Genomic DNA, 12778 nt, shown 5'->3' with positions numbered 1-12778 from the left:
CAACAACCTCAACCTGCAGTATAGAGCGTTAGTTCCTGGCCTGGTTGTAAATAGTTATCGGCGTTCAGGCCGTTCCACTGCAGAATATCTGCAACCTTAACCTTAAAGCGCTGCGCTATGCTGGCCAGTGAATCGCCGGCTTTGACCTGATAGGTCATTTTATTGCCTGTATTGGCCGCGACAGACTTAAGTTGCAGCAGCTGACCAGGTTTTAAGGTGGATTTATCAGTGAGTTGGTTCCAGCGTTTTAGATCGGCAGCACTGACATTGAGCTTTTTGGCAATCAGCCACAAATTGTCACCGGATTTCACTTTGTAGTGAGATCCTGGCTGATTTCTGGGTTGCAGAGCAGGCGCCTCTGTGGCATTCAGACCCGGAATGTTCAGGACCTGGCCTACTTTCAGTTGAGTACCTGCCATCTGATTGGCTTTCTGCAAGGCGTTAACTGAGGTTTTAAACTGAAGCGCAATTTTGCTCAGACTGTCGCCAGAGCGGACTTTGTATTTCCCTGCACTGGTGGGGTTGGCCACCGGAGCGACTTTTACTTTAGGTAAAGCGGCCAATTGTTGCTTAGTGTCTAGCGGACTGGTTAAAGGGACTACCAACTGATAACTGGCACTTGGAATGATGTTGGCTTTAAAGCCCGGGTTCAGACGCTTGAGTTCGTCCAGGCTGATGCCCAACACTTCAGCGGTCAGAGGTAAATCCAGACCTCTGTTGATTTTCAGAATACGGCTTTGCGGTTTGTTGGCGATAAGCGGCACTGAAATGGCGTACTTGTCTGCATGCTTCAGCAGTTGGGCCAGCGCCAGCAATTTGGGAATGTAACTGGTACTTTGTTTGGGTAAATGCAAGGACCAGAAATCGGTCGGCCGACCGCTGTATCTGTTGCGCTCTACTGCTTTAAACACCCGGCCTTCACCCGCATTAAAGGCTGCCACAGCGCTCAGCCAGTCCTGATCGACGTTGCTGTACAGGTACTTTAAGTAGTCAAAGGCGGCGCGGCTGGATTCGATGACATCGCGGCGTCCATCGTACCAGGCGTTTTGTTTTAAGCCAAAATTACGCCCTGTGCCGGCACTGAACTGCCAGATCCCCAGTACACCGGACACAGAACCAGCTTTTGGGTTGTATGTGCTTTCGACTATAGGTAACAGCGCCAGTTCAAGCGGCATATTGCGCCGTTCCAGCTCAGTGATCAGATGGTATAAGAAAGGCGCTGCATTGTCGGTGGCTATTTTCAGCAGCTTCTGATTGCGCAGGTAAAAACGGATTTGTTGTTCAACTTCACGATTATCGGTTGGAACCTTCAGACTGAACTGAGCGATGGCCCGTTGCCACAGGTTGTCATAACTCTGCAGTTTGGTGTCCGGGGCTAAAGGGGAAAGTTCAGCATCCTGCCACAGGGCATTGGCGACTTGCTGCGCCGTTGCTGCTTTGTCTCGGATCGGTTGATCGGCAATGATCTCTGGTTCCGGATCCTGGCTTTGTACCGACTTCTGTGCTGCACAGCTGGCAAGTAAAGCCGCTGCAACGGCGACATAAAGTTTATTGAGCATAAAGCGGTTCCAACAACGATAAAGACAAGTATGTTACCCGCTCCGATCTGAATTGCAAGTTAACAGCTACCATTGATCCTTACGCTGACGCAAAAACCTGAACAATTCCAGCGCGTTTTCCTGCTGCCAGTGCTGTTGCAACACCGGATCCACGGCTCGTAAATAGGGATTAAATCTCAACTGATCCGAAAGACGGGTGGGCAGAGTGGGTTCGCCTCTGTCACGTTGCACTTTGCTTTGTTTTTGATAACGCTCCAATTCTGGGTTGTTCGGATCGGCCCAACGGGCAAACTCCAGATTGGCCAGGGTGTATTCATGGGTTGGGTACAGCCAGGTGTCAGCTGGCAGTGCCATGAGCTGGTTCAGACTGTGCCACATCTGCTCGGCCGTGCCTTCAAACAAACGGCCACAGCCAGCGTTAAACAGCGTATCGCCACAAAATAACCAAGGGGCGCAATAATAGGCCAGATGCCCCAATGTATGGCCTGGCACCGCCATCACCTGAAACTGGTACTGTTGCCAGTGAATGATGTCCCCATGTGCAACCCCTTCACCAGCAGCCGCAATTTTGTGTTGTTCAGCTGCAGGCAGCAGTACACGGGCTTGGGGGTAGTGCTGACGTAACAACTGGATACCATCCACATGATCCCAATGGTGATGGGTGATCAGGATCAGGTTGAGTTCCAGCTGCTGACTGGCCAGATACGTCAGTACGACCTGCGGATCGCCGGGGTCGACCACCAGCGCTTTGTTCTCTTGGCGCAGGCACCAAATGTAGTTATCCTTAAATGCAGGCAGAGCAACAGGCTCAGACATTTTTTATCTCAACGGCAGACTTATGAAACCCGCTTTAAGTTACCACAGTAGCCCTTTACCACAAAGCTGGTCTGAATTACCTCAGGGGCCCTGGATGGCAAAAGCCGTAGAGCAGCAGCTGAATGCATGGTGGCCGCGGATCTTTGGTTACCATTTGTTGAAAGTCGGCTCATTGAGCTCGGAGCTTGACAGCAGTTTATGTCCTATCAAGCATCAAATCCGGCTGGGAACAGATGAACGGAACAGCAATCTGCTCGGTGAACCCGATGCGTTACCTCTTACAGAGCACGCTGTGGATGCCGTATTGCTGGCGCATTGCCTGGAGTTTTATCCGGATCCGCACCATATAGTGCGGGAAGCTCACCGGGTACTGATGCCCAATGGCTATGTATTGCTGACAGGCTACAACCCGTTAAGCAATGCCGGTTTGCTGAAGCTTTGGCCCGGCGTCAAACAGCAGTTGCCCTGGTCAGGACGGTTTTTTACACCCGGACGGGTGCGGGACTGGTTACATTTGTTGGGGTTTGAGCTGATCCATGAACAGCGCTTTTTCTGGTCTGGTTTGCTTGGGCATTATAAAGAAAACAGCGGCTGGCAGCGTTGGTGTGAACGTTATCTGGGCTATTTCGGCACCTGTTATGTGCTGATTGCCCGCAAGCGAGAGCATCCGCTGATACCTATCCGGCCCAAATGGCAAAAAATACCTTCGTTCCAGCCTGCAGTGAAAGGGATCAGCGCCCGCCAGAGTTCTGGCTGAGCCGTTGCAGGTATTTGTCGAGCTGGCTGGCAAACTGCTGCTTATCTGCCTGGGATAATGGGGCAGGGCCACGCATTTGCACACCACTGCCTCGCAGTTCATCTGCCAGATCCCGCACGACCAGACGTTCGCTGATGTTTTGGTTATCCAACAACTGGCCTTTGGTGGTCAGGCACAAGGCGCCTTTTAGGATCACTGCGGCGGCCAGAGGAATGTCGTTGCTAACCAGTAAATCACCTGCCGTGATGGCTGAGCTGATGTAGTGGTCGGCAACATCAAAGCCATGCTCAACCTGGATGGCACGAATGTATTGGCTTTTGGGCACAGGCAAACGATGGTTGGCCACCAGGTGCAGTAGGGTTTGGGTGCGCTCTGCGGCGCGGAATAACATTTCGCGCAGGACCACAGGGCAGGCATCGGCATCAAGCCAAATCATGGTGCAACTCCACAAGTTGTCGGGCTTCGGTCTGGCCCATCGTCATAAAATACAGGCTCGGATTCTCGATATCAGGCTGCGTGGTAAACTGGAAACCTAAGCTTTGGTAGCAGTTGAGAGCCCGTTGATTGTGCCTGTGTACGAACAGTGAGAAGTCTTTTTCCTTCTGCTCATTCAGCCCCAACTGAAGTAGTGCCAGAATCAGTTTTTTACCTAATCCCTGACTGCGTTTGGACGGCGCAACCAGCAGACGAGCCAGATGATGACGGTCAAAGCGATCGCAGAGCTGGCCAAAAGCCACAGCCTGTTGCTGTTGCATCAGCCAGTAACTCTGGGTCTCAGGTAAATACACTTGTTGCAAAAATGCCAATGGTCGCAGCGGGTAGCTGAAACCCGGCCCCCCCCACAGATCCATGGCCTGTTGATCCGGCAGCCAGTTTCCCAGGTTCACAACCTGCTCCGGCAAGGCTGGGCGTAATTGCACTGACGCCATTATTGCACCTGCCGGATCTGATAGCCCTGCTGCTGTAAGGCTTGTAACAAGCCATCTTTTCCCACCAAATGCAAAGTGCCAACTGCTATGTAGCTGGGTTTGTTATTCAGTAAAGTGGGCAGCTTCTGCAGCCAGGCCTGATTGCGTTCAACAATCAGGATTTGGTACAAGGCCGGGAACTTTAACAGATCAGACAAAAACAGCTGCTCCAGTACCTGCACATTGCCCTGGCGCCAGGCTTGTTTCATCGCAACAAAATCCTGTGTGCTGCTGTGCAAATCCTGCAGAGTGCTTTGGATCAACAGCTCAGCCCCTTGTTGGTTCAGTTTATCCAATACCGCCAGGTGTTGTTCCACAGTCTCAAATCCGAGATGAGGGATGGTTTTTTGGCTGGCTTGTTGCATCAGGTATTTGTCCACCCCAGGCGCAGTGGCTCCTTGTTGTTGCAATTGAGTGCTGGTGAGCATCAGGGCCGCAAAAGCCGGTTTGAAGCGGCTGATTTGCTGCAGCGGCAACTGGTGCTGCTGGCAAAACTCACTGAGTTGCCCGGCCAGCGTCGGACTCAGATGTTGCAGTAAACTCTCGCCGTCCGGATAGCGGTTACGTTGCAACAGCAAGCTGATCCCCTCTGGCGATTCCAGTTGGTCCAGCGGAGTTTCAAGGATCAGTTGTCTACTTTCTGATAACGCTTGTTCGTAAGATGCTGGCAGCGGGTAATCGTCGGGACTGAGCAAGTGAATGGTGCCAGCCAGATAAAACTGTTGCTTGCCTTTTGTCACCTGCCACAGACTGTTCGCCTGAGTACTGCTGGCCAATACAACCAATACCAAAATGCCTAACAGACGCCCCATTGTTTTATCCTTCCTGTAGTCGAACTTTGCCACGTTGTTGTTTTCGCTGTTGCTGTGCTTTCTTGCCATCCAGCCGGCGGATTTTTGAGGCCAGGGTAGGGCGGGTGGCTTTTCTTCTTTTTTCGACAAACAGGGCTTTTTGCAGCAAAGCGACCAAACGAGTGATGGCGTCCTGTTTGTTCTGTTCCTGGCTGCGGCTACTTTGGGCTTTGATCAGCACCAGACCCTCACGGGTAATACGATCATCGGCATAACACAGCAGTCGTTGTTTCGCCCAGTCAGGCAGGCTGCTGTGCTGTGAATCGAATCGCAGCACGGCTGCGGTCGAGGTTTTGTTCACATGCTGCCCACCTGCGCCCTGAGCCCGGACGTAACTGAACTCCAACTCGCTGAGCTGAAGCTGGACACCAGGCAAAATGTCGTACTGTTCTACCACATTAAGTCGTCCGGAATTTGATAAGCCGCATAGGGGTCATCTTCCGCCAGTACTTCGGCACTTTGCTGAGAGTTGTTCAGCACTATGATGGCGGATGCCAGTCGTTGCTGGATTTTTTCAGCCACTTTGACCGGGATCAGGTGGTAGCTTTCGCCTAATCGTGCAATAGCAATCTGACCTTTGCCCAATTCCGATTGCACCTTGGCATTGATATAGAGTCGTTTGACCAGGCTGCCATCGGTAAAGTTGTACGCCAAATCCCCTTTGGCCTGAATGCTGTTCAGCTCAATCAGCTGTTTTACCTGGGCCTGAATGGCTTTTTGATCCTGTTCCGCCTTACGTTGACGGTTCAGCTCCTGATCGCGTGCTTGCTGTTGTTGGCGTGCCTGCTCAGCCAGAACCGACGCTTCGTTCACCACTGTGCCCTTTTTGCCTGCCTGCACCCGTTCTTTATGTTTTTGTTTGTTGATGTTTTTGGCGGTCTTGGCATTGCCAAGGCCTGCTTTGAGCAACTGCTCCTGTAGTGATTTACTCATGATGCAATCCTGTTCTGTGATCGGCTTATTGTTTCATGTGCAGCCTGCTCTGCCAAGCAAGGCAGTAACGGCTGCGGCGTAATTCAGGTATCATAAGGGTATCTTTTGACCGGACAGGTGATTTATTTTGGCATTTCAGGATTTCCGGCTGGACCCGCGTTTGGTGCGTTCGGTACAGCATTTGGGGTTTGCCCAACCAACCACAGTGCAGCAGGAAGCGATCCCTGCAGCCATGACAGGTAAAGATCTGTTGGTGTCGTCTCAGACAGGTTCAGGCAAAACGCTGGCCTATTTGCTGCCTATGATGCAACGTTTACTGCGCAGCAAAGCGCTGGCGAAGCAAGATGCCAGGGCATTGATCCTGGTGCCGACCCGTGAACTGGCCCATCAGGTTTATGGCCGGTTGCGGCTTTTTGTTGCCAATACGCCTTTGAGCAGTGCGCTGATTGTCGGGGGGGAAAACTTTAACGATCAGGAAAAGCTGCTGAAGCGTCAGCCACAGATTATTGTGGCAACGCCCGGTCGCCTGGTGGATCATCTGGAGCATAAAAGCTTGTTTATTGCCGGATTGGAATTGCTGATCCTGGACGAGGCGGATCGGATGCTGGATTTAGGTTTTATGCCGCAACTGACAGCGATCAACAAAGCTGCGGACCACAGACTGCGTCAAACCCTGATGTTTTCAGCGACTCTGGACAATACAGAAATTAACGAGCTGGCTATGGCGCTGCTGAAAAGTCCGCACCGGGTTTCTGTCGGCGTGTCACACCAGCAACATGAAGACATTGAACAGCGTTGTTTTTTTGCGGATCACCTGACCCATAAAGAAGCGCTGCTGAAGCACTTTATTTCGACTGAAGAGATTAAACAGCTGATCCTGTTTACCGCAACTCGTGAAGACACGGAACGGCTGGCGCTGCTCTGTGAGCAATTAGGGCTGCCAGCAGTGGGGCTGAGTGGCAAGTTGAGTCAGGCCAGGCGGAACCAAGTGATGCAGGAGTTTGCGTCCGGCCGTTTTAAGGTGTTGGTCACCACTGATGTCGCCTCCAGAGGATTGGATTTGCTGCAGGTCAGCCATGTGGTGAATTTCGACCTGCCTAAACATGCAGAAGAATATGTACACCGTATAGGCCGCACCGGACGGGCAGGGCAAAAAGGCGTGGCCATTTCCCTGGTGGGCCCAAAAGACTGGAAATCCTTTTGCGAGATTGAAAGCTTTTTACGCCGTCCTTTACCGCTATCCGAAGTGGAAGGACTGATTGCCCGCTTTAAAGGGCCTGTCACGATGACTGTTCCGAAAACAGCAGTCAAGGCTAAATCGGGCTCTGTAGCTAAGGCGCCGGGACAAAAAACAAAACAGGTACAAAAAGGTAAAAAGGCAGCTAGCCCACATTTTTTTCAGGCTGGAGATGATGGCCTGATGCCTGTACGCAAAAAGAACAATTAATTTACTTTTGGTTGTTTTTTATTCGGAAAAAAGTGTTACACTCGAGAGGTTACTTTGACGCTTTGTTCATCAATTGAATTTGCAGTAATTTGTTTTTATTGAGAAATAGAGTTAAGTAACCGGAACGGCCAATAGAGAAACAACTATTTTTCTGTTGATCCAGTGATAAGTATTGACCCCTCTGGTGGCTTCACTGATAATGGGGTTGAAATATGTGCTAGCTCAACGTGGCCGGTAATATTTAAAGTCGCCGATGACTCGGCAAATTTAGTTTAAGTAAGAGAATGTTATGTCACAATTAATTTCCGGTACCGTTAAGTGGTTCAACGAAGATAAAGGTTTTGGTTTCATTGAGCGCGAAGGCGGCAAAGATGTATTCGTACACTTCCGCGCTATCAACGGTACTGGCCGCAGAACTCTGGTTGAAGGTCAGAAAGTGACTTTCGAAGTCACTGAAGGTCAAAAAGGCCCTCAAGCAGAAAACGTAACTGTAGTTGCTTAATAGCACTAAGTTGACGAAGCTTCTGGAAAAACCGGCTTAATGCCGGTTTTTTTATCTCTACTTTTTGCTGTACTGAATAAATGACGTACGAATAAATGGGGGCGGCTCCGCTGGGCCTCACAAGGCTAAAGATAACTGAGCCTGGGCCTGCTGATCTTTCAGGCCGACATGGATCCCGACCAGTCGTACTTTTTTGCCTTCCCCCCTGGACCAGGCTTGTTGCAATAACTGTTTCAGCGTTATGAAATCCAATTCATTCTGGCTTCGCTCAACAGTTGTTTGCTGAAAGTCGGCAAATTTGAGTTTGATGCCTATTTTCTGGATAAAAGGAGCTGCGTCGCAACGTTCAATACGACGTCTTAACTTCGGCAATAATTCCTGCAAACTTTGTTCGCCAGCAACAAGATCAGGAAGGTCCTGATCATAAGTGTGTTCAACAGCGACAGATTTACGCGGATAGTCGTTTTTGACCTGGCGTTCATCCACACCGTGGCTGCGTTCTAACAAGGTTTCGGCGAAACTGCCAAAATGACTGATCAGTTGTTTCAATGGTGCTTTCTGGACGTCGGCACAGTGATACAGGCCGAGCAACGCCAGACGCTCAGCGGTCTTTTTGCCAACACCGGGAATTCTGTGCAGGGGCAGAGTGCTGACAAAACTGGCGACTTGTTCGGGCCGGATCACAAAGAGGCCATCGGGCTTATTTTCATCGCTGGCTATTTTAGCCAGAAATTTATTCGGAGCGACGCCAGCTGAGGCTGTCAAGCCAGTTTCCTGCACAATGGTGCGACGGATATCTTCCGCTATCCGGGTGGCGCTGCCATTAAATAGCGGGGTATCGGTTACGTCCAGATAAGCCTCATCCAGCGACAAGGGTTCCACTTTGTCGGTATAGCGATGAAAAATGGCTTGGATCTGCAAACTGGCCGCTTTGTATTTTTCCATATTGCCGGGCAGCAATAACAGATGTGGGCAGAGTTTCAGCGCCTGATGGGTTGGCATGGCGCTACGAACCCCAAAAGCGCGTGCCGGGTAATTGCAGGTACTGATGACGCCACGGCTCTGCCTGCTACCGCCAATAGCGAGCGGAATGCTACGCCAGTCAGGCCTGTCTCGCATTTCCACTGCAGCATAAAAACAATCCATATCAATATGAATAATTTTCCGCATCGCTTCACCGTCGTTAACTGTTTATATATACAGCTGTAATTTTAGACAGTATCTGATGAATGTCAAAGATTTCCTGCATCAAAAAAAAGCGTTGCTGACGAACTGCTCTTACATGTTGGTTTGGATGTTTAGACGTCTACTTAATCGGTGCATCCTGCCGGAATTCGATGTAGAATAGCGCCAATTTTTTTGATCAGCCCAGCCTTATGGCGATTCAAGGAGCAAGCATGTTAAAGCGTGAAATGAACATTGCCGATTTCGACCCGGAGTTATGGCAATCCATTACCAACGAAACCCGTCGTCAGGAAGAGCATATCGAACTGATTGCCTCTGAAAACTATGCCAGCCCACGGGTACTGCAAGCTCAGGGGTCTCAGCTGACCAACAAATACGCTGAAGGTTACCCGCACAAGCGTTATTACGGTGGTTGTGAGTACGTGGACGTTGCTGAAGATTTAGCTATCGCCCGTGCCAAAGAGCTGTTTGGTGCTGATTACGCCAACGTACAGCCGCACTCCGGTTCACAAGCCAACTCTGCTGTTTTCTTAGCTTTATTAAGTGCCGGTGATACCATTCTGGGCATGAGCCTGGCACACGGTGGTCACCTGACTCACGGCGCTACCGTCAGCTCATCTGGCAAGCTGTACAAAGCGGTTCAGTATGGTCTGCACCCGGAAACTGGTGTGATTGATTACGACCAGGCTGAAGCGTTGGCACTGGAACACAAACCAAAACTGATTATCGCTGGCTTCTCTGCTTATTCAGGTATTGTTGATTGGCAACGTTTCCGTGACATTGCTGACAAAGTGGGTGCCTACCTGATGGTGGACATGGCGCACGTCGCTGGTCTGGTGGCGGCAGGTCTGTATCCAAACCCTGTGCCTGTGGCTGATGTGGTCACTACAACTACGCACAAAACACTGGCTGGTCCACGTGGCGGTCTGATCCTGGCCCGTAAAAACGAAGAAATTGAGAAGAAACTCAACTCTGCCGTGTTCCCTGGTGGTCAGGGCGGCCCTTTGATGCACGTGATTGCCGCCAAAGCTGTTGCGTTTAAAGAAGCGCTGCAACCTGAGTTTAAAGCCTACCAGCAACAGGTTCTGAAAAACGCAGTCGCCATGTGTGAAGCCATGCAACAACGTGGCTACAAGATTGTGTCTGGTGGCACGCAAAATCACCTGTTCCTGATGGATCTGATCGACAAAGACATCACAGGTAAAGAAGCGGATGCCTGGTTAGGTCAGGCACACATTACGGTGAACAAAAACTCGGTGCCAAACGACCCACGGTCACCTTTTGTGACTTCAGGTTTACGTATTGGCACTCCGGCTATTACCCGTCGTGGTTTCAAAGAAGCTGAAGCGCGTCAGGTGGCAGCTTTTATCTGTGACGTGCTGGATAGCCGCGGTGATGCCGCTGTGATCGACAAGGTTCGCGGCCAGGTGGCAGAGCTGTGTAGCCGCTTCCCGGTCTATGCCTGATCCTGCCCGCAGTGTTAAGATGGCCGCCTAGTGCGGCCTTTTTTTTCAGGAGTGTCATAGTGTTTTGTCCATTTTGCCGGGCCGACGACACCAAAGTGATCGATTCCCGCCTGGTGGCTGATGGGTACCAGGTGAAACGTCGCCGGGAGTGTGGTGCCTGTCATGAACGTTTTACCACCTTCGAAGCGGCCGAGCTGGTGATGCCCCGTATCATCAAACGCGATGGTTCGCGTGAACCCTACAATGACACCAAACTGCGGCTTGGCCTGATGCGGGCGCTGGAAAAGCGTCCGGTGCCCACGGAGCAGGTCGAGTCGCTGATCAGTAAAGTGGAAAGCCAGTTACGTGCCACTGGTGAGCGCGAAGTGCCCAGTGAACTGCTGGGAACCCTGATTATGGATGAGCTGGTCAAACTGGATAAAGTGGCCTACGTGCGTTTTGCTTCGGTGTACCGTTCTTTTAAAGACATCCGCGAGTTTGGCGAAGAAATTGCCCGCCTGGGGGATCAGTAATGCGGTGGTCGGACGCGGACCAGCAATTTATGCAGCAGGCGCTGCAGCTGGCACAGCAAGGACGTTTTACCACAGCACCTAATCCTAATGTTGGGGCTGTGGTGGTTCTCGATGGCAAGGTGGTTGGCCAGGGTTATCACCATCAGGCTGGCCAGCCTCATGCCGAAGTCTATGCCTTGAGGGAAGCTGGAAGCAAAGCTTTGGGCGCCACCTGCTATGTCACTTTAGAGCCCTGCAGTCACTACGGCCGCACCGGACCTTGTGCTTTGGCGCTGGTTGATGCTGGCGTGAGCCGGGTGGTGGTGGCCATGTTGGACCCGAATCCACTGGTGGCAGGCAAAGGCGTTGCTATTCTGCAGCAGGCGGGTATTGAGGTTCATGTCGGACTGTATCAGCGGGAAGCCCGGGCGCTGAACCCGGGTTTTCTCAGCCGGATGGAGCGGCAGCGGCCCTGGCTGAGGTTAAAACTTGCCTGTAGCCTGGATGGCGCTATTGCGCTGGCCAATGGCGAAAGCCAATGGTTAACCGGACCAGAAGCCAGGGCCGATGTGCAGCTGGAAAGGGCTGCATCCCACGCCATATTATCGACCGCCACTACCGTAATGCAGGATCAGGCCAGGCTGACAGTTCGTGCTGAAACGGCTGAGATTACTCCTTTGCTTGACGGCACTGTACGGCAACCTGTGCGTATTATTCTCGACCGGCAGTTGAAATTAACCGGGCAAGAGTTGTTATTTCAGTCTGGTGGCCCCATCTGGCTAGTCCATAGCGACCAGCTCCATGCACCAGAAAGTAATGCGCCGGTACGTTACCTGGCGGTGCCAGAACACGATGGCCAACTGGATTTACAGTTCTTGCTCCGCCTGCTGGCCGAACAACAAATCAATGACTTGTGGGTGGAAGCGGGCGCAACTCTGGCGTCCTCTTTATGGCAGCAGCAGCTGGTGGATGAACTCATTGTGTATCAGGCTCCGCTGTTACTGGGGGCTGGCTCCCAGCCACTGCTGCACCTGGCCAGTCTGAACCGTTTAGCCGATGCGCCACGCTGGCAGTGGCAACAGGCGCAGTGCCTGGGGCCTGATGTGAAACTAAGAGCCTGCTTACAGGAGCCTTAAATGTTTACCGGAATTATTGAAGCCAAAGGCCGGGTCACGGCGCTGCACCACAAAGGCAAAGACCTGAAGCTGACCATTGAATCGGCCAGTCTGGATTTTTCCGACGTGAAATTAGGTGACAGTATTGCCACCAACGGGGTTTGCCTGACGGTCACCGCCTTAGGGCCGCAGACCTTTAGTGCCGACGTGTCGGGGGAAACGGTCAAGCGGACCTTATTTGGCCAGTATCAAGTAGGGCAGCAGGTGAACCTGGAAAAGGCCTTGCTGGCGACCAGCCGCTTAGGTGGGCATCTGGTCAGTGGTCATGTCGATGGCGTAGGCAAAGTCCTGCGTATCGACACCTATGGCGAAGCCTGGCAGGTCTGGGTCGAGATGCCAGCAGAATTATCCCGTTATATCGCAGAAAAAGGTTCCATCACTGTCGATGGCATCAGCCTGACCGTCAATGAACTGGCAGCCGGCCAGTTTCGGTTGACCATAGTGCCGCACACGGCGAAAGAAACCACGTTATTAACACTCAAAGTGGGCAGTCAGGTGCACCTGGAGGTCGACTTAATCGCCCGTTACCTGGAACGTCTGCTAACGGCCACTACGACAGAGTCAAAAAGCTCTGGTGTGACGCTGAACTTATTACAACAACGGGGTTTTGTCTGATCCCCTCTGAATC

General features: G+C 51.8%; 15 protein-coding genes. 7 read left to right on the top strand and 8 right to left on the bottom strand.

Annotated features, from left to right (window positions below):
- Window positions 1-8 precede the first annotated feature (8 nt).
- On the bottom strand, window positions 9-1559 hold the full coding sequence (locus tag WKJ03_RS01625) for a LysM peptidoglycan-binding domain-containing protein (protein WP_337840410.1): 1551 nt from the start codon (window positions 1557-1559) through the stop codon (window positions 9-11).
- Between the two features lie 66 nt (window positions 1560-1625).
- Window positions 1626-2375, bottom strand: coding sequence for a hydroxyacylglutathione hydrolase (gene gloB, locus WKJ03_RS01620; RefSeq protein ID WP_337840409.1), 750 nt, complete (start codon window positions 2373-2375; stop codon window positions 1626-1628).
- 22 nt (window positions 2376-2397) lie between these two features.
- Between gloB and WKJ03_RS01615 the strand changes: the two genes are divergently transcribed.
- On the top strand, window positions 2398-3132 hold the full coding sequence (locus WKJ03_RS01615; RefSeq protein WP_337840408.1) for a methyltransferase domain-containing protein: 735 nt from the start codon (window positions 2398-2400) through the stop codon (window positions 3130-3132).
- On the opposite strand, the gene WKJ03_RS01610 is transcribed toward WKJ03_RS01615, so the two are convergent.
- From WKJ03_RS01610 to WKJ03_RS01590, 5 genes are read right to left on the bottom strand one after another with little or no spacing between them, the layout of a single operon-like run.
- Window positions 3107-3568 carry a YaiI/YqxD family protein gene (locus tag WKJ03_RS01610; protein WP_337840407.1) on the bottom strand — a complete coding sequence of 154 codons (462 nt, stop codon included), beginning with the start codon at window positions 3566-3568 and terminating at the stop codon, window positions 3107-3109. The genes WKJ03_RS01615 and WKJ03_RS01610 overlap by 26 nt on opposite strands.
- The gene (locus WKJ03_RS01605; RefSeq protein WP_337840406.1) at window positions 3555-4061 is read right to left on the bottom strand and encodes a GNAT family N-acetyltransferase; all 507 of its coding nucleotides are present in this window, start codon (window positions 4059-4061) and stop codon (window positions 3555-3557) included. The genes WKJ03_RS01610 and WKJ03_RS01605 overlap by 14 nt, the downstream gene beginning before the upstream one ends.
- Window positions 4061-4912, bottom strand: coding sequence for a TraB/GumN family protein (locus tag WKJ03_RS01600; protein WP_337840405.1), 852 nt, complete (start codon window positions 4910-4912; stop codon window positions 4061-4063). Before WKJ03_RS01600 ends, WKJ03_RS01605 begins: the two co-directional genes overlap by 1 nt.
- A 4-nt stretch (window positions 4913-4916) precedes the next feature.
- Window positions 4917-5330 carry an alternative ribosome rescue aminoacyl-tRNA hydrolase ArfB gene (gene arfB / locus WKJ03_RS01595; protein WP_337840893.1) on the bottom strand — a complete coding sequence of 138 codons (414 nt, stop codon included), beginning with the start codon at window positions 5328-5330 and terminating at the stop codon, window positions 4917-4919.
- A gap of 11 nt (window positions 5331-5341) precedes the next feature.
- The gene (locus WKJ03_RS01590; protein WP_337840404.1) at window positions 5342-5884 is read right to left on the bottom strand and encodes a DUF2058 domain-containing protein; all 543 of its coding nucleotides are present in this window, start codon (window positions 5882-5884) and stop codon (window positions 5342-5344) included.
- 127 nt (window positions 5885-6011) lie between these two features.
- Here WKJ03_RS01590 and WKJ03_RS01585 point away from each other — a divergent pair, with 127 nt between their 5' ends.
- Together WKJ03_RS01585 and WKJ03_RS01580 are read left to right on the top strand one after the other, a co-directional pair.
- On the top strand, window positions 6012-7331 hold the full coding sequence (locus WKJ03_RS01585; protein WP_337840403.1) for a DEAD/DEAH box helicase: 1320 nt from the start codon (window positions 6012-6014) through the stop codon (window positions 7329-7331).
- Between the two features lie 289 nt (window positions 7332-7620).
- Window positions 7621-7833 (top strand): cold-shock protein, encoded by a 213-nt coding sequence (locus WKJ03_RS01580; protein WP_031565533.1) that lies wholly within the window; start codon window positions 7621-7623, stop codon window positions 7831-7833.
- Between the two features lie 117 nt (window positions 7834-7950).
- Here WKJ03_RS01580 and dinB read toward each other — a convergent pair whose 3' ends face one another.
- Window positions 7951-9003, bottom strand: coding sequence for a DNA polymerase IV (dinB, locus tag WKJ03_RS01575; protein WP_337840402.1), 1053 nt, complete (start codon window positions 9001-9003; stop codon window positions 7951-7953).
- A 227-nt stretch (window positions 9004-9230) separates the two neighbouring features.
- On the opposite strand from dinB, the gene glyA reads away from it, so the two are divergent.
- The 4 genes from glyA to WKJ03_RS01555 are packed head-to-tail and all read left to right on the top strand — an operon-like array spanning window position 9231 to window position 12765.
- Window positions 9231-10484 (top strand): serine hydroxymethyltransferase, encoded by a 1254-nt coding sequence (glyA, locus tag WKJ03_RS01570; protein WP_337840401.1) that lies wholly within the window; start codon window positions 9231-9233, stop codon window positions 10482-10484.
- A 59-nt stretch (window positions 10485-10543) separates the two neighbouring features.
- A complete protein-coding gene (gene nrdR, locus WKJ03_RS01565) occupies window positions 10544-10996 on the top strand; it encodes a transcriptional regulator NrdR (protein WP_337840400.1) in 453 nt (150 codons plus the stop codon).
- Window positions 10996-12111: a bifunctional diaminohydroxyphosphoribosylaminopyrimidine deaminase/5-amino-6-(5-phosphoribosylamino)uracil reductase RibD gene (gene ribD / locus WKJ03_RS01560; protein ID WP_337840399.1), complete on the top strand. Its 1116-nt coding sequence runs from the start codon at window positions 10996-10998 to the stop codon at window positions 12109-12111. Before nrdR ends, ribD begins: the two co-directional genes overlap by 1 nt.
- Window positions 12112-12765 carry a riboflavin synthase gene (locus WKJ03_RS01555; RefSeq protein WP_337840398.1) on the top strand — a complete coding sequence of 218 codons (654 nt, stop codon included), beginning with the start codon at window positions 12112-12114 and terminating at the stop codon, window positions 12763-12765.
- Window positions 12766-12778: the final 13 nt, after the last annotated feature.

This window comes from Rheinheimera sp. (assembly GCF_037442525.1).
Classification (GTDB): Bacteria; Pseudomonadota; Gammaproteobacteria; order Enterobacterales; family Alteromonadaceae; genus Pararheinheimera.
The sequence above is the reverse complement of the archived record's forward strand: the minus strand, read 5'-3'. Positions and strand labels throughout refer to the sequence as shown.